Annotated in this window: 16 protein-coding genes and 4 pseudogenes; 13 read left to right on the top strand and 7 right to left on the bottom strand. The window is 67.2% G+C overall.

Annotated features, from left to right (window positions below):
• The 3 genes and pseudogenes from ACZ6RC_RS33165 to ACZ6RC_RS33155 form a co-directional block, all read right to left on the bottom strand.
• Window positions 1-215 (bottom strand): annotated as a pseudogene (locus ACZ6RC_RS33165) (HEAT repeat domain-containing protein); the annotation flags it as partial.
• Between the two features lie 612 nt (window positions 216-827).
• Window positions 828-1,154, bottom strand: coding sequence for a pyrophosphohydrolase domain-containing protein (locus ACZ6RC_RS33160; RefSeq protein ID WP_469590542.1), 327 nt, complete (start codon window positions 1,152-1,154; stop codon window positions 828-830).
• Window positions 1,155-1,221: 67 nt separating this feature from the next.
• Complete coding sequence (locus tag ACZ6RC_RS33155) at window positions 1,222-2,022, bottom strand: IS630 family transposase (RefSeq protein ID WP_469590539.1); 801 nt, start codon at window positions 2,020-2,022, stop codon at window positions 1,222-1,224.
• Here ACZ6RC_RS33155 and ACZ6RC_RS33150 point away from each other — a divergent pair.
• The gene (locus tag ACZ6RC_RS33150; RefSeq protein ID WP_469590545.1) at window positions 1,942-2,370 is read left to right on the top strand and encodes a hypothetical protein; all 429 of its coding nucleotides are present in this window, start codon (window positions 1,942-1,944) and stop codon (window positions 2,368-2,370) included. The two genes, ACZ6RC_RS33155 and ACZ6RC_RS33150, sit on opposite strands and share 81 nt — an antisense overlap.
• Before the next feature lie 848 nt (window positions 2,371-3,218).
• Complete coding sequence (locus ACZ6RC_RS33145) at window positions 3,219-3,527, top strand: DUF7677 family protein (protein ID WP_469590535.1); 309 nt, start codon at window positions 3,219-3,221, stop codon at window positions 3,525-3,527.
• A 59-nt stretch (window positions 3,528-3,586) separates the two neighbouring features.
• On the opposite strand, the pseudogene ACZ6RC_RS33140 reads toward ACZ6RC_RS33145, so the two are convergent.
• Window positions 3,587-4,352, bottom strand: a pseudogene (locus tag ACZ6RC_RS33140) (transposase).
• Between the two features lie 76 nt (window positions 4,353-4,428).
• Window positions 4,429-4,785 (bottom strand): annotated as a pseudogene (locus tag ACZ6RC_RS33135) (transposase); the annotation flags it as partial.
• Between the two features lie 611 nt (window positions 4,786-5,396).
• Here ACZ6RC_RS33135 and ACZ6RC_RS33130 point away from each other — a divergent pair.
• From ACZ6RC_RS33130 to ACZ6RC_RS33080, 11 genes and pseudogenes are all read left to right on the top strand, one after another.
• Window positions 5,397-5,864, top strand: coding sequence for a hypothetical protein (locus tag ACZ6RC_RS33130; RefSeq protein WP_469590532.1), 468 nt, complete (start codon window positions 5,397-5,399; stop codon window positions 5,862-5,864).
• A gap of 240 nt (window positions 5,865-6,104) precedes the next feature.
• Complete coding sequence (locus ACZ6RC_RS33125; protein ID WP_469590529.1) at window positions 6,105-7,148, top strand: hypothetical protein; 1,044 nt, start codon at window positions 6,105-6,107, stop codon at window positions 7,146-7,148.
• Between the two features lie 120 nt (window positions 7,149-7,268).
• Window positions 7,269-8,735 (top strand): annotated as a pseudogene (locus tag ACZ6RC_RS33120) (NF041680 family putative transposase).
• Window positions 8,736-9,166: 431 nt separating this feature from the next.
• Complete coding sequence (locus tag ACZ6RC_RS33115; protein ID WP_469590525.1) at window positions 9,167-10,264, top strand: ISL3 family transposase; 1,098 nt, start codon at window positions 9,167-9,169, stop codon at window positions 10,262-10,264.
• Between the two features lie 201 nt (window positions 10,265-10,465).
• Window positions 10,466-10,843: an ISL3 family transposase gene (locus ACZ6RC_RS33110; RefSeq protein WP_469590522.1), complete on the top strand. Its 378-nt coding sequence runs from the start codon at window positions 10,466-10,468 to the stop codon at window positions 10,841-10,843.
• A 32-nt stretch (window positions 10,844-10,875) separates the two neighbouring features.
• Window positions 10,876-11,457: a hypothetical protein gene (locus ACZ6RC_RS33105; protein WP_469590519.1), complete on the top strand. Its 582-nt coding sequence runs from the start codon at window positions 10,876-10,878 to the stop codon at window positions 11,455-11,457.
• Window positions 11,458-11,665: 208 nt separating this feature from the next.
• A complete protein-coding gene (locus ACZ6RC_RS33100; protein ID WP_469590516.1) occupies window positions 11,666-12,109 on the top strand; it encodes a hypothetical protein in 444 nt (147 codons plus the stop codon).
• A 283-nt stretch (window positions 12,110-12,392) separates the two neighbouring features.
• Window positions 12,393-13,058: a hypothetical protein gene (locus ACZ6RC_RS33095; protein WP_469590513.1), complete on the top strand. Its 666-nt coding sequence runs from the start codon at window positions 12,393-12,395 to the stop codon at window positions 13,056-13,058.
• Window positions 13,055-13,717, top strand: coding sequence for a hypothetical protein (locus ACZ6RC_RS33090; RefSeq protein WP_469590510.1), 663 nt, complete (start codon window positions 13,055-13,057; stop codon window positions 13,715-13,717). The genes ACZ6RC_RS33095 and ACZ6RC_RS33090 overlap by 4 nt, the downstream gene beginning before the upstream one ends.
• 316 nt (window positions 13,718-14,033) lie before the next feature.
• Window positions 14,034-14,165, top strand: a complete 132-nt coding sequence (locus ACZ6RC_RS33085) for a hypothetical protein (protein ID WP_469590508.1) — start codon at window positions 14,034-14,036, stop codon at window positions 14,163-14,165.
• A gap of 315 nt (window positions 14,166-14,480) precedes the next feature.
• Entirely contained in the window at window positions 14,481-15,134 is a 654-nt protein-coding gene (locus ACZ6RC_RS33080; protein ID WP_469590505.1) for a hypothetical protein, read from the top strand.
• A gap of 201 nt (window positions 15,135-15,335) precedes the next feature.
• Here ACZ6RC_RS33080 and ACZ6RC_RS33075 read toward each other — a convergent pair whose 3' ends face one another.
• On the bottom strand, window positions 15,336-15,593 hold the full coding sequence (locus ACZ6RC_RS33075; RefSeq protein ID WP_469590503.1) for a DUF6221 family protein: 258 nt from the start codon (window positions 15,591-15,593) through the stop codon (window positions 15,336-15,338).
• Window positions 15,594-15,795: 202 nt separating this feature from the next.
• Complete coding sequence (locus ACZ6RC_RS33070; RefSeq protein WP_469590500.1) at window positions 15,796-16,248, bottom strand: lamin tail domain-containing protein; 453 nt, start codon at window positions 16,246-16,248, stop codon at window positions 15,796-15,798.
• Between the last annotated feature and the right edge of the window lie 275 nt (window positions 16,249-16,523).

Raw genomic sequence — 16,523 nt, 5'->3', positions numbered from 1 at the left:
GCGTCGGCCATGGCGAACAGGAACGGCAGGCTGGCCACCGTGCAGGGATACACGTCCCCCTGGTGGTGGGCTGCGCTGTAGAAGCTGCGGAACGCTTGCTTCCGGACTTCGTCGTCAGGCGAGGCCATGTTGCGCAGCCATTGCGGAACATCACTGGCAGATCCATAGGCGTGCCCCATGGATGCCCAGTCGAGGTTCTCCAAGTTGTTGATCATTCCTGGCACTATGCCGGACACCACTGACACCCCGGCGGAACCGACTACGACGCCCGTCCCATGGAAGGTATGGAGCCGCGGCATGGGCGTCGACGCTCGAGGGATGCGCTTATCGCGAATGACGTCTGTCCTGAACTCCCCTTCACGCCGAAGGCCTCCGCTCGGCCGACGAGAGCCCCGGCACGCAGCTCTCCTTCGACCCAGGATGCAGAACCGGCTGCGCGCGGAGCCGGTGGTCGACCGGATCAACGCAATGAAGGTCGGCGCATCGCCGGGCGCCAGCGCCTACCAGCATGCCAGCCGGCCCCATTCGTGCAGCCAGCGGTCAGCGTTGGGGTGGCACCGGGGCGCAGAGCTCCGCGTTTCCCTCGTCTTCACGTGCGATGCCGGACGTACTGTGCGAAGAAACGTGCAGAACGGTTGTTACCTGCCTTGATCAGGCATTTGGCACAACACGCCGGATGGTCCTGCCGATGGCGGGCCGGAGCCCGGAAAAGCTTCCTGTTGATCGTTGAACGGGTGGATTAAATCGCGTACCAACGAACGTACTCGGTCGCGTATGACGTTGTGCGCGCGAAGTGGTGTACCGAATGACGGTCGAAGTCGACGTGGTCAGCGGTTGCCGGTCCAGACGATCCGGTTCGCGAAGCTGCCGCGCTCACTCGCCTTGACCTCGCGGATCTTCTCCAGCTGTTCCGAGTCGACTCCCAGGTCCGCGGCGAGCGCGTGCACGACCTCCAGCACGTCCGCGAGTTCCTCCGGCGCATTGGCGTCGTCGGCCTCCAGGAACTCGGCGACCTCCTCGCCGAGCTTGTCCCGCAGGCGGTTGCGATACTCCTCTGAGCCCGCGATGTAGGTGACGGGTTCGGCCCCGTTCTCGCGGATGATCTGCGGAATCTGGTCCCGCACCAACTTGCCGTACACACCCTTGCGGTTCACCGGTTGTTCTCCCGCACCCATCACCGCGAGGCGGGCCCCGATGGCCGCCCCTTCATGCCGAGGCAGCCTAGTGATCTGGTTTTGAGATCCTGTCGCAGTAGCGGCAGATGCGGTCGAGGATCTGGTCGGCGGTCTTGGTCCATTTGAAGGGTCGGGCGTCGTCGTTCCAGACCTTGATCCAGTTCTCTAGTGCGGCCTTGAGTTCGTCGAGGGAGCAGAACACTCCGCGTTCGAGGCAGCGTCTTTCCAGCTCGGCGAACCAGCGTTCGACCTGGTTGATCCATGACGAGTACGTAGGCGTGAAGTGCAGGTGGAAGCGGGGGTGCGCGAGGAGCCACTGGTGCACTACCGGTGCCTTGGGGGCGGAGAGGTTGTCGCAGATCACGTGGACCGCCAGGCCCGGGTCGGTCTGGCGGTCGATCTCGTCGAGGAAGTCACGGAAGTCCACGGCCCAATGCTGCGCGGACAGCTTTGTGATCACCTTGCCGGTCGCGGTGTTCAGCGCGGCGAACAGGTCGACGGTGCCGTGCCGGACGTAGTCGAAACTCCGCCGCTCGGGCACTCCGGGCAGCATCGGCAGCACCGGCGCTGTCCGTTCAAGTGCCTGGATCTGCGGTTTCTCGTCCACCGCGAACACGGCCGCGTTCGCCGGCGGGGCGAGATAGAGACCGACGACGTCCCGGACCTTGTCGATCAGGAACGGGTCCGGGGAGATTGGGACCTCACTCGACCCGACGGCTACGACAAGAGCTGCTGGGCCGCCCCCTCCACCCTCACCTGTGACGCGGTGGGCGAGCTGAAGCCGGGCGAGAGCCGCACGTTCCCGTTCGTCTGGGAGTTCCCCCAGAAGACCCCAGGGGCGACTCACACCATCGGCGCCCGTCTCAGCAGGTCTGACACGCCCGATGCGAACGCGGCGAACGACGAGGCCGCACTCATCCTGACGATCGGCACGGCCCCGGGCCCCAAGCCCACCAAGCCGACCCCGACCGCGAAGCCGAACCCCGAGCCCACCGGGACGCCCACCCCGAGCGCCTCCGCTACGACGACCGCGGCTCCCGGTCCGACCACCCCCGCCGGGCCCGGCAGTTCCGGCGGGGCGCTGGCAGCGACCGGCGCGGACTGGGTCACCACGACCGCGGGCGCGGCCGTCGCGCTGACCCTGGCCGGCGGAACGCTCCTGGTCGCCCGCCGACGCTTCCGGCACCGCGCCTGAGCACCCCCGCCGGACGGCCGAGGCCGTGCCTCTGTTGCCGGTGATTGAGCGACGCTTCCGGTACCCGGGGCGTCGTCGGCTCGATGACCGGTAGGTTCTCGAGGGCCTAGGGGCAGCGTGGCCCGCTTCGCCGACGACGAGAAGCAGTTGGGCCGAAGTTGCGCGCAGGCTCTGGCGCGGGCGGGTAGGGGCCGGAGCCGGCGCCGCAGTATGTGTCCGGCTCCGGATTTCGCCTTCTCGCTTCCGCCGCCAGGGCCACCCGCATCTGTGGCCGCCCGTAGGGCCCTCACACTGCGGTCAAGGTGGATGGGCGGTCTGTCAGGGCGTCTGGAACGATGTGCCCGTTCATGTTGATGACGCAACGGTGGCAGTGGGCAGGAGCGGCGTGGAGTGGACGGGTGCGGTGAGCCAGCGTCTCCGGTGCTGTGTCTGCGGCGGGTCGACCGAGGGCGCCGATGACTACGTACTTATCGAACTGACGGCGCAGTTCTCTGACGCGCGCCAATGTCTGGGTGCGCATGCGAAGCACCTGAGCTCCGTCCTTGCGGAAGGCTTCTCCGTGGAGGTTCACCAGATGTAAGGCTGCCGTCATGAGCTAGCGCGCTCTTGGTCCGCAGCCAGGGCGGATGCCCTCATTTCGTTCTGAGCGTGGTGGGTATCGAGAAGGCGCCGTCACAGAACAGGACGAAAGGACGTCGGCCCGCGTCTGGCGAGGCACAGCAGAGCCTTGGTGTGGTGTGTTCACTAAAGGCTGTCCCGTAACCAGCCGCGTCACCCCCTAGGGCCTTGGCGCCCTCCTGAGGCGGGGGCAAGGATTAATCCGGGAAGACGGGACTAGATTCCTTGGCATGTCTTCGCATCTAAGTCATGGCGCTTCGGGAGCCCTGCGACGCTTCGCCGGATGGCTTGCTCGAGGGTCGGTGGGTCATCCGATGTTGGACGGGATCGATTACTGGGAAGAGCTGCGCGAGTCGCCCTCCCAGATGGAGATCTGCGTCGCGATCTTCGCTAACGTCCTCGAACTGGACGAGCAGGGCGAACCGGTCAATGAGAAGTACGCGGAGCGCCGGGCTGCAACCTATCTCTACGCCTACTGCACCGGGAAGCTCCCTCCTGGGGAACCGGACATCGAGCCCTGGGAGTGCGAACTTTATTGACCGTCACCGTGCGACGCCATTTGAGTAAGCCCGGCCCCGCGCTCCCCTGCGTGGTGGGGCTACCCAGTGAGGGCGAGGTTGTGCAGGCGGGCGATGCCATGCATCGCGGGATGCACTCCATCGCCTCTCAAGAGGCAGTCGCGCAGGATCTTCCAGGTTTTCATCCGCGCGCAGGTGTGCTCGACGCGGGCGCGAACCAGCTTGTGGGACCTGTTGTGTGCCTGTTTCCAGTCGGGCAGATCCTCTCCCTTGCGACGCCGGTGCGGCATGACGAGCCCGGTACCCGGGTAGCCGCCATCGGCGATGATCATCGTGTTGCCGACGGCGGCCTTCGCACCAGACTCCTCCCAAGCCCGGCAGTCGTTGTGATTGCCCGGCAACGGCCGGCCGACCACCACGACCAGGCGGGTGTCGGCGTCGATGACCACCTGATGATTGGTGGACTAGCGATAGTTCTTCGACTGCTCGACCACCTTGTGGTCCCGGGTGGGTACCAGGGTGCCGTCCACGATCAGCACCGCGTCCTTGGCGAACCGCTGGCGGGGACGCAGCGCAAACCTCGTGCCGAGGTCGTCGATCACCCGGTCCGCGGCCGACTTCGACACCCCGAACAGCGGAGCCAGTTGTCGCGTTGTCAAGTTCGTCCGCCAGTACGTGGCGATAGGAGCACCCGGTCTTCCAACGACAGCTTCCACGGCCGGCCCCGGCCTGGGGAGTCGGCACCCTCGCGACGCAGCGTGGTCACCAACGTGCCCAGGCGCGGGGGCTCCAACTAGTGAACGGGGTTATCCAGGACGGCTCAGACGCCGTGATCACACCTGACACGGTCGAGATCATCGCCAAAGCAAGATCACTTACGGGACAGCCCTTAGGTACCAGGAGCGCGAACCATATTCTTCGCTCTGGCGTGCCATGGCCGCCGCCTCTTTTGACGCGGCGGCGGTGGGGCCTTCCGGGCTCCGGCCGCACTGGTTAGGCACGGATCGCGGTGGAGGCAACCGAGACGTCGCAGTCGATCCCACCGGCGGCATCGGCCTGCATGCACTGAAGCAACCGCTCCCAGGTTCCGTCGGCGCAGCGCCGACACCGTTCGTAGACGGTCTTCAACGGCCCATAGCGCTCCAGGTCACGCTACTGCACCCCAGTCTGCACACGGTGCAGGATGCGTTGACCACCTGGCGATGATCACGCCACCGCCCGCATCGGTTGTTGCCTGTCGCAGAAGCGGCTCCAGTCGTTGCCACTCCGCCTCTGTCAGATCCCCCCCGGCGAGTCATACAAGAGCCGATGAATCAGTGGGGGCGTGGGTGCGGTCAGCACCTGCGATGCCACCACGCCAACTCCGGGTCTGCCATCGGCTCGTGATGCGTTCGCCTAAGGAGCACCATGTCCAGGCGCTCCACCTGCACCCGTAGTTCGCCGCTGGCCCCTGGCGGAAGCATGTACAGAGCGTCTCGCAGCTTGTCCCGGGCCCACCCCGCACCGCAGCACGGACAGGTGAACTCGGCCTCCCATTGCCTCCACCGGCGCTTGGTGCCGTGGACGCGCACGGACCACACGCTCAGCGCCACTGCCACGATGCCCGGAGACAATCGCTCCCGTTCGAGTACACGGACGGCGGCATTCGCCGCTCCCGACAGACCTTGGACATCGCGATACCGCACCCAGGGTCTTCCCCCGCCGCGTTCCCGCGATCGAAGTGAAGCTGGTGTTCTACGCGGCACGGCCCCTTCGGATACAAGTCATGGATGGCATACTCCCGCAGTCCAAGAGCACACGGACCGCTGTGGGCGTGGCATTGCCCCCGGCCGGAGGGAAGAACGGAATGCTGCGGAGGTAGGTCCTTCTTGGGATTTTCATACTTTCCGAGTGGAGAAGCAAGCTGCGGAGGCGGCGCGGCGCTGGCTGGCCGATCAGGGCGTCATTCAGGTGCGCGACGGGTCGGTGAGCGACGAGAAACCGGACGTGGTGCTCACGGCCAACCAGGTGGCGCACTCCTATGCCGCCGAGGTGTTCGCCGAGGACGTGGAGGCGGCCGACCAGGTGCAACTGGCCTTCGGACTGCTGGACCTTCTCGACGAATATTGGGTCACCTTTGAGATCCGAATCGCGGACGACAGTGAGGAAGGCCCCCTGCCGGCCGATGCGCTGTGGAACGGTTACCGGCAGCGGTTGGAGGCGACGATGCCACCGTCCTGTGCCTCGACTGGTACGGCCCTGCCACGGGCACCCACGCGCCCGACGACGGCGTCGGAAAGTGGTACCGGGAAGGGGGGGCGAAACGTCGGCCCCACCGGCCGCCACGGCTGCAGGGCCGGTTCAGGGGTGCCGGTCTGAAGTAGGTGGCGGGGTTCCAGGGCTGGCGGGCGGGGTGTGTCCGAGGCTGGTCAGGACGCCCGCGTCGTACCGGAGCGGTGTCTCAGCTTGCCGTTTAACGTCCGGCTTCAAATAGGCGGGCCAGATGTGCACCCCTCCGCGCGGCCTGCCTCGGGAAAGGCCGGCCTCGTGTCTACCCCGCAGCGCGTCGACACCGATGTCGGCCCACTCGGGCATGATTGGCTCTGATCGGACTTTGCGATGGGGTGGCGTGACGTGGGCGAGTGGCGGACCGATCCGACGTTCGCGATGTGCCAGGCGCTGGTGGACGGGGCCGAGCTGTCCTCGTTCACGGGCGGGCCGTTCGACGTGCGGGCAGTGATGGCCGACATCCGGCCCGAGGCCAAGGATGCCTTTCTGCTCGGCGAAGTTCCCTGGGAGCACTTCCCTCAGGGGAATCGTGTCAGGGAGGACGTCCACCTGCTGCACACCGGCGACTCGCCTGGTCGCACCGGAACGGGCGTTGTGAGCGGCCTGTGTGCCAACGACATGCGGGCTGCTGCCGTGCTCGCCGTGCCGTTCCTGATCCGGATTGCCGCCGATACCGGCCACCCTCACCGTGCCGACGCGCTCGCCGAAGTGTCCTGCCCGGCCCGCGCCGGTTACTTCGGCGTCGCGTCCCGCGACCAACTGCTGCTCCATCGCGCCGAGACCTACGACGACCTCTATGACGGCTACGGCGTCGAGGTGAGCGGCTACCCGGCGGGCTGGTCGGTCGCAGCTGCCCGGGCCGCGATCACTGCCGACACCGCCATCCTGAAGCCCCTTCTCGACGACCCCGACCCTGCAATCAGGATCCGCGCCGCTTACGCCCTGGCCACCGCCGCCGACCCCGAGCGCGCGGTCCGTGCAGCCTTCCGCACCCGGCTGGCCGCCGAGCAGGATCCGATCGTCCGCGCCAGCCTGGTCCTCGCCACCGCCGAAGCCACCCGCGCTCACCCCCACCCGCCGACCACCGAGTGGATAGGGGAGCGGTGGCGGGACCGGACACAAGCGTCCGAGGTCCGGCTGGCCGCCGCGATCGGCTGGCTCTGCCTCACCGAGGAACCCGCCTCCGACGACTTGCGCGCCGCCGTCGACGACCTCGCCACCGACGAGCGCGCCCACGCCATGGACGCCTTGCCCTGGATGGCCGCCGCTGGCGGATCCGGCGAGACAGGTCTGCGGCGCTGCGTCCGAAAGATGCTCCACCCCGAACAGTCCGATCCGGTGGGGTACGACGACCCGTGGGCCCCGCACCGCTGATAGCTGGTCCACCATCGAACGGGGATCGAACTTGTTCGGTGTTTTCCCAGTTCACCAGATGTGTGAGGGGTCGCGGGCCGATCCTGTGCTGAGCGACAACGCAGCACGGAGGCCGGGATCGTGGGACTGGTCGAGCACGAGGTTCAAAGAGACGCCTTGTCGGTGGTGACGGGGTTCAGGTCCGAGTTGTACGCGTGCCTGACTGCGCGGAGCGACGCCCTGTTCGAGCTGTGCGACGCGCTGCTGTGCACCGACGGTCCGGTCCGCACCCTCGTGGACCTGGCGCTCGCTCCTGAGCACCGGCGCGGGCACGGGGCCTTGTACTCCGGGATCAACCAAGGTCGGATCTATGTCGCCCGGCTGCGGCGGGCACTGGCTGGTGTCCCGCTGCCCCGAGCCGGCGACGGTCGGCGGGTGCTGGCGGTGGACGTCTCTCCGTGGTTGCGTCCGGACGCCGACACCTCCTCGGACCGCTCCTTCTGCCATACCTTCGGCCGAGGCCTGGGCAAGCATCAGATGGTGCCCGGCTGGCCGTACTCGATCGTCGCTGCGCTGGAGAGGGGCCGGACTTCGTGGACCGCGCTGCTGGATGCGATCAGGCTGGAGCCCGGCGCCGACTTGGCCGCGGTCACCGCCAGCCAAGTCCGTGATGTCGTCCAACGTCTCGTGGACGCTGGCCAGTGGCGGGGCGGGGACCCGGAGGTCTTGGTCGTGCTGGACGCGGGCTACGACGCGCCCCGCATCGCCCACCTCCTGGCCGACCTGCCCGTGGAGGTTCTGGGCAGGCTCCGCTCGGACCGGGTGATGCGCAAGCCCGTGCCGGTGCCGTGGATCTGCCCGCCGCAGGGTGGACGGCCGCCCAAGCACGGCGGTGAGTTCGTCTTCGGTGACGAGGCCACGTGGGGCGAGGTCGCCGCGGTGACCGTCACCAACACGTCCCGGTACGGGGTGGCGACCGCGCAGGCCTGGGACCGGCTCCACCCCCGGCTGACCCGTAGGGCAGCCTGGGGTGATCACGAAGGCCCCCCTGCCGGTCATCGAGGGCACCGTGATCCGGTTGACGGTCGAGAAGCTGCCCAGCGGCGGGGTGAACAAGCCCGTCTGGCTGTGGTGGTCCGGCACCGCTGCCACCACCCAGGACATCGACCGGTGTTGGCAGTCCTTCCTGCGGCGCTTCGACGTGGAGCACACGTTCCGGCTGCTCAAGCAGTCCTTGGCTGGACCCGGCCCAAGCTTCGGGACTCGCAGGCCGCCGACCGCTGGACATGGCTTGTCCTTGCCGCACACGCTCAGCTCCGCCTCGCCCGCCCCCTCACGCGTGATCTCCGCCGCCCGTGGGAGAGGCCGGCGGAACCGAACAGACTCACCCCTGCGCGGGTCCGCCGCGGGTTCAGGAACCTGCGCGCGAAGACCGGCACGCCAGCCGGTGCACCAAAACCCACCCGCCCCGGCCCCGGCAGGCCTCCTGGCTCAAAGAATCGGCGGCCCGCTACCCGCTACGACGTCGGACGCGTCCTCGCCATCGGCGAGGCGTATGCCCGACCCGCCCACCACGGCGTCGGCACCAAACCCCGCAGAACAGGCTGACAAGCGGCATTGAGGATCAGCACACTGAGCGCATGCGATACGAGGAGAAGGCCAAGCTCACCGCCGCGAGAGCCCTGGTCCCGGCAGCCATCCTCCTCACCTCACCAGTACTGCTGATAGCCGGAGCACCCATCCGCCGCCGATACCTCCGCTACGTCTACCGGGATGAGGCCCCAGCGATCCAGGACAAGAGCAGGGCCGAATCAGCGTCCACTGGTTCGTGGTCATGAGCCCACTTCTTGGATGGCTCTGCCGGCCCACAGAGGCGCTCGCCCGACTCATCTCGCGCCGAGGCTAAACGGCAAGCTCAGTACCTGTTTCTGAAGGGCCATTTGATCTTGTGCGACCTCTCGGGTAGGGTGACGTGGTTTTGTCCACGTGAACGGGTTCTGGCTCGCTTTCCGTGAAGCGCGCACGCTGAGTGACGGCTGGTGCTCCGATCAGGCTTCGGGAAGTTGCCTGAAAATGACCAGGGCCGATCTTGGTGTGGTCAACAGTGCGGCGTCGTGGAAGAGACGTCGCCCCGCTTGGAGGGCCTGCTGTTACCGTCCATCGCGGACGTATCGGTGCTGTCGCTGGACGTGAGTCACGAGGCGATACGCATCGACGTGTGCAGTACCGCGAGCAGGGCGGCATGCCCGGACTGTGGGAGCGAGTCGACCCAGGTGCACAGCTCCTATCTGCGGTTTCCTGCGGATGTGCCGAGTGGGGGACGTCTGGTGGTCCTGCAACTGCGAGTTCGGCGGTTCTTCTGTCCGGACTCTTCGTGTGCTCGGCGGACGTTCGTTGAGCAGATGCCGGGACTGACTCGGCGGCACAGCAGGTGGACGGAGCGGTTGCGGTCGACTCTCGCCGCGGTGGGTCTCGCGCTCGCCGGCCGGGCCGGCGCCCGGTTGGCACGGGCCTTCGGGGTGCCCATCAGTCGCAGCGCGGTGTTGCGGCTGCTCGATGCGTTGCCCGAACCCGAGGTCCCGGCCCCGCGGGTGGTTGGTGTCGATGAGTACGCCACACGCAAGGGACGGGTCTACGGCACGGTGCTCGTCGACGTCGAGACCCGTCGGCCGGTGGATCTGCTGCCTGACCGGGAGGCGTCCAGCCTGGCCGCATGGCTGGCGAAGCGACCCGGCATCGAGATCGTCTGCCGGGACCGCGCGCCGTTCTTCGCGGAAGGCGCCACAGCCGGTGCACCCCAGGCGACGCAGGTCGCCGACCGCTGGCACTTGTGGCACAAACTCGGGCAGGCCGCCGAGCGGGCGGTCGCCCGCCACCGCCAGTGCCTTCGCGTGCTGGTCCCCGATCGTGAGGGGAAAGCCGACGAACCGGCGCCGCCCGTCGACAAGGCGGACTCTCCATGGCGGAGCGAGCGATTCGCCAACCGCGTGCGAGCCAGGCACGCCACGGTCCACGCGCTGTTGGAAGCCGGCCACAGCCGCCGTTCCATCGGGCGCCAGCTGAACATGACCCACCGCACCGTCAAGAGCCTCGCCGACGCTGCGAAGCCGGAAGACCTCTTTCGTGGTCAGTGGTAGCACAACAGGACCTCTGTCCTCGACGAGTACAAGCCCTACCTGGACGAACGCTGGGACGAGGGCTGCGCCAACGCCTGGAAGCTCTGGGAAGAGATCGTTCCCTTGGGCTATCGAGGAAGCTACGGCCGGGTCAGCGCCTACCTGCGAGAGAAGCGCACCTCGCCACGACCGGTCACGGCGCAACCGCCGGCACCCCGCGTGGTGACGAGATGGATTCTCAGCCGTCCCGAGACGCTGACCGAGACCGAACAGCTCCGGCTCAAAGCCGTCCTGGCCAACTGCCCTGAACTCGATGCCCTGACCGGTCACGTTCGGTCCTTCGCCCAGATGCTCACCGAGCGCCAGGGCGAACGGCTCCCGCAGTGGCTCGAAGCCGTCCGCCAGGACGACCTTCCCAGCCTCCACACTCTCGCGGCCGGAATCGACCGAGACCGCGACGCGGTCATCGCCGGCCTGACCCTGCCCTGGAACTCCGGCGTCGTGGAAGGACACGTCAACCGGATCAAGATGCTCAAGCGCCAGATGTTCGGACGCGCCGGCTTCGCACTGCTCCGCAAGCGGGTCCTGTTGGCCCACTGATCGATGTCAGATGCGCGCGATAGCTTCCCGACATGGGTGTGTATCTGGTGAGCGTCGGCGCGGAGGAATGGTTCGGTGACGAGGAGGACGGATGGGGTGAAGTTGCTTCAGCGCTCAACGCTGAACTCAGGCGTCGGGGCCTACCGCCCTATGAGGACGTCCCCTCGGAGACGGACTTCGCACCGGGCTCAGGGCAAGCTTTCGAGGAGAAGCTGACCCCCTCCATGAGCGGGTTCCTCTCCTTGTGCCAGACACACCTGTCACGAGAGGAATCGGAGACCCTGTCCGGCTGGACCGTGCTCGTGCCCTACTCGCTCGACGAGGAAATCTGGTTGCCCGTCGAATCCCGCGACTACGACTCCATGGTCGCTGGCGCTCCTCAGGTACTACCGCTCGCCGAGAAGCTCGCGACGGCCATCGATCTGCCACCCGAAACCCCGGCGACATGCGACAACCTCGACCTGAGTAGGTGGTTCAGGCACCAAGCAAAGGAACTGGCCACCACTCGAACAGGACCGTGGACCAAGGACCTGGACACAGCCTTCTACGTCGCACTGTTCCTGCGCGCTGCCCAGCACTCGATCCGACGCGGCTGCCCCATCGTCTACACCTGAGACCCATCTTCGGTCCCACTGGTCTCCAGCGAAGATCACTCACCGTGCACGCTGCACGGAAATCGAGCCAGAACCCGTTCTCATGACCAAAGCCAGGTGACGCGACATTTCAGAGGGGGAGCGAGAGATGAAGTGGCCTGCACTGCGAGCGGTGGCCATGCTGGGTTTGTCAGGGGCACTCATCACGGGATGTAGCGATTCTCGAAGTGTGAAGCGTTCAGACCAGCCGTCGGCCTCCTCCTCGCCGTCGAGCGAGTCGGTGTCGACGAAGGCGCAGGTCGCCGTGAATGTGAAGCTCGCCCTTGAGGAGCGCATCTCGGCGGATGAGCAACAGTTCGGTTCGGGCACGAACTCTCCCTGCTCAACGTCGTCGCCTCAGATGTTCACTGCACAGTGCAAGGCTGCAGCCGACGCTGCGTCCGATGCTGCCGAGCTGGCCCTGAGCGAGATCAATGGGCGCCAAGGATTCGCGACGCTCGACTCCGTGGCCCGGAAGCTCCAAGCCGCAGTACGTACCTACGAAACGCTGGGATGCGCCGCAGGACCGACGGCGGCGGACACGCGCGAGGCATGCCTAGAGCCGGCTGCTGTCATCGCGCAGGGGTTCGTGGACCTGCGGGGCGGGGCCAATTTGGGTCTGGCCGGTAAGTAGTCTCGGCAGAAACGCGGGCCTGCCCGGTGGATCCGTCGTGGTGGTGCGACAATGAGGCCGGTGCAAGGGCCCGATGACCTCTTGGCCGGGCTGCTGACCGTCAGCGCCGAGACGATCAGTCGCGGTGGGCCTCGCGGGAGGCCGGCTGTCCGCTTCTACGGGAGTTTCGACGGGTGATGCGCCTGGTCATCAGGGTGATCGCGGCTTAGGTGAGAGCGATTCTGAGTGAGGGCCCGGTCAGGTAGCGGGCCCGCTCCGAGCCCAATGCCGCAGCCGAAAGCCCGTGGCGACGAAGCAGCGGGTCCGGCATCATCCCCATGTGATCGTTATGCAGCCCGTTCTGGAGATCTCCGCCTCCGACGACTTCGAGCTATGGCCCGTTGCCGGACATAAGTTGTATGGCTACCTCGTGCTGAACGGGCGGCTGACTCCGGCGGAGGTCGGCACGGCCGTGATGCGGATCGCCGGCTGCAACGACTTCGAGCCGAAGGTGGAGCACGGGCCGTGCCCGACCGATCCGCTCGGCACCTTCCTGCACGGGCTGCTCACCATGCCTGACCTGTTCGCCGCCGGAGGGTTCCGGGTGACCGACAACGCCACCGACACCGTCTTCATCGAGCCGGGCTGCTGCAACGGACTGGAGACCTGGCGGGACTGGCTGGAGGTACTCGACGGTACCAGCTGCGCATACTTCGGCCACGATCCATCCTCGGCGGCCGAACGCGTCGACGACGTTGTCCGGTTCACGCTCGATGCTCACGGTGTGGACGGCACCCCGGTGATCGAGCTGTCGGTAGACCAGGTACGCAGGCTCGTCGCGGGCGCTCAGCAGGATTTGCAGGACTTCCTCAACCTTGCCGGAATCTGGGCGGAACAGCACCTGCCAGCGCATGCCGCTGCCGTCACTGCCGCCCTGGCACGGGCACTGGACCTGGCGCCCACACCATGACCAGCTTCCTGACCCACCGAGCGCGTGTGCACGATGCCGGGCTGCCCCTCCACCGGCGGCACAGCGCGCTGCGCACCTGCCTCACCATCTTTGCTCCGTACGGTCTGCGCGCGACGTACCACCACCTCACGCTCAGCGCCGCGATCCCCCGCCGGCTGGAGGCGGACCCAGACGCACTGGTACGAGCGGTGGAGGAACTGCACGAGGCGCGAGTGCTGTGGCTCGCGCGGGCGGAGGAGTACACCGCGCAACGCCGGGCGGAGAAGCACGCGGGGCGGCGGGCTGCACCGAACCCTCGGCCGTGGTGGCTACGGAGCTGGTGGGAGGGCCCGAACCGCGCCTGGTACGAAGACCCGTTTCACCATCCGTCACTGCGGCTGCCCGAGTACGTCCGGCGGCAGAACGCGATTCTGAACGGCGCCGAGCTTCCCGGCTGCCCCGCCTGCGGGGACGAGAGACCGTTGCTGTCGAACTCGACCGGACACGGCTGGGTGGAGCGGTGCCGTGAGTGCGCGTGGGTACTGGCGCCATGTCCGTGCGGGCAGCGGCATCGATTCGTCCCGGAGACTCCGTTCACCTGGAAGGGGCTCTGGCGGCGGGCGCACATGAGCGATGACGGCATGCCGAACCCCCACTGGCCTGCGGGTCAATACAGCTAATCAGTTGGATCGGCGGCGAACACTGGGAGAGCAAATACCGCCAGCTTCACCGGAACCTGCGCGCGGGATCGCCTCAGCCATCAACGAGCACGCGGGTTCAGGCCGTCCACACGGTTCACCGCCACGTGAGGCAGCAGGGACCCGCTCGACGTGACGCTCGTCGTCCCGGCCGAGGTCGCCGAGATCAGTGCCGACACCGCGATCGACCAGGGCGCGTGGCGGCATCCGCTGCGCTTCGTACGGCTGCGGCCGGACCTCACCGCGGCGGACGTCCCGCCGTTCGGCCCGGGCGCGCAGCCCGCCGGCATCATCACCGGTGACCCCCGCACCCCCCGAAGCCCGCCGCCTCCACCTCACCAAGGCATGGGCATCCACCAGCTTCCACGAGGACGAGGACGAAGACCCCGAGGCCATCGCCCTCGCCTTCGCCGACATCACCGTCAAGTAGCACCACGACCAGCTACCGGGCGCGCCCCCGGCACCCCCACCGGGACCGGGCCGCGCCCGGTCCCTGGCGCCCGCGGCTGCGCCGTCCACGCCGGTGGGCTGCTGTCCTTAAGACTCCATTCGGGCGCGGCTTCGCACGGGGGCCGTTGGGCTGGTAGGTCGTGATCCGTCTGGTGATCGGGTGATGGTGTCGGCGGTGCCGTATCCGTGAAATACGGGCTTCGTTGCGAAGGCAGGCGGCTGCCAGTCGGTGCCGGGGTCGGCTCCAGGCCGGGCTCTGGTGAGCCGTGTACCTTCACAGAACAGGAGCCTGGACATGAAAACGCGAACGTTGTGGCAGCGGATGGTCGGCCTGGCAACGGTCACAGGGCTGGGCGTGGTGGCGCCGTTCGCCGTAGGCGCGACACCTGCTTACGCCCAGCCCAGACTGGAAATCCTCAAGACGCACGAGGGCGACTTCGCACGAGGCGGGCAGGGCGTCTATCGCATCGACGTCAGCAACACGGGCTCGGAAGCTACCCGCCGGATCCATGTCACTGACGAGCTTCGGCCGGGAATGAGAGCTGTGAGCATGCAGGGCGACGGCCCGTTCTCCTGCAGCCTTGGGGGAGGCGGGGTCGTGGCGACATGCAGCGCCGACAGCTTGGGTGCCGGCCAGAGTGCGTCGATCATCATGACGGTCGAGGTCGCCGAGGATGCTCCCTGCACCATCGTCAACCGAGTCAGGGTGGGTGAGGACGGTGATCAGCCGAATCCCCTCCCTGAGGTCTCGGACAGCGACCAGACCACCATCACCGGCGGCGAATGCGGTGACGGCAACGGCGGGAACGGAGACGGTTCGGGGTCGATCCTGCCGGTCAACCTCAACGGTGTCCTCCCGATGTTCAACAACATCACCACCAACAACAACATCAACAGCCCGGGCGCCAGCAACTACAGCCTTCAGCGCTTCCTTCTGAACAACCCCTGACCGCAGTCCGGCAGCACGGGGTCCCTCCTCGACCGCCTCGAAGCTGAACCAGCCCCCCTGCCACGGGGCTGGAACGGTCAAGGGCAGGGTGAGGCCGGCGAGAGGGCCGCCAACGAAGTAGATCGTCTCCAAGAGATGGCCTTTCTTCAGGGAGGTGGCAGGATCCCGCCTCCAGCCCTTACAGACAGTTCCCTTGCAGGATCAGGGGCGCCATTCCTGCTGGTAAGTGGGGTGATAGGCGTATGACTGGCCAAGGACTCGCAGCGCGTATGCCAAGCCGGCCGAGCGGGAGTCCGAGGGAGCCATGGCTTTGTAGTCGTTCGTCAATTGCTCGATCAGGTCGAGCATGGGGAGGTGGCTGTCGAGAAGAGCCTCGCCGCCCAGGGCGCCGGCCACGTAGGCGTAGGCGTGGTTGTCGTCCATGATGCGTGCGACGAGGAACTGCACAAGATCGTCCATGCGGTCATCCTGGCGGGCAAGGTGCTTCAGCGGTCAAGCGGCAGTCCAGCCTTCGAGGGCGGCGTCGCCGGGACGCGCCGGTGAAAGGGCGAGGCCCCACCTGCGCGGCGGCAGGTGGGGCCTCGTGGCTGTTCGGCACCGGGCTGGGCTTCCCGCAGGTGCGCTCAGGGTGAGCGGCGCTCGGGGCCGCCGACCGGACCGGTCAGCACATGACGGAGTCGACCCGGGTGGAGTTGTACGAGCAGGTGTCGACCCTGGCGCCGTTGCTGCGCTTCAGGGTGGCGGTGTCGCGGTCGTTGTTCCACACATACGCGGCGCGCTGCTGGTAGAGGTTGGCGGCGGTGTTGGTGCCCTTGCCGGTGCGGATGGTGACGGTCTTGCCCTTGCCGAGGCTGAAGTTGCCGAAGGTGTACTTGTGGTTTGCGGCGTCGGTGAGCGTCCACCCTCGCAGGTTGACCGCGGCGGTGGTGGTGTTGCGGACGACGACGTACTCCCCGTTCAGGCTCGCGTTCGTCCGGGTGTCGGTGCCGGCGCTGTCGTAGTAGATCTTGTAGAGGTGGACGGAGCCGGCCGCCTGCGCGGGTGCGGGCAGGGCGAGCAGGCCGGCGAACGCTGCCGCCGTGACGGCGGCGGCAGCGGTACGGGTACGGAGCATGGATGTCCCCTTGGTGCGGTGATGAGAGGGCCGGGCGCCTCCCCACTTCGCGGGCCCGGCAGTTGATCACCGTATAGAGCACTGGCCCCCGCATCGCACCGAGTTACCAAATCAGGACCAACCGAATTTCCGTGCGAACACCGGCACGGGCACGCGCACAGTGCGGCAGGACCGTTTCCCCGGTGAGTGTGTCCCGAACGCGAGGAGGAGTTCGACGTAGGTAGAGCGCCCTCTTTGCGGTGCTGCGTGAATGATGAAGGTTTGGCCCTTCGGAG

The sequence above is a fragment of the Streptomyces sp. NPDC048353 genome, assembly GCF_055587165.1.
This window is presented reverse-complemented; position numbering and strand designations above follow the sequence as displayed.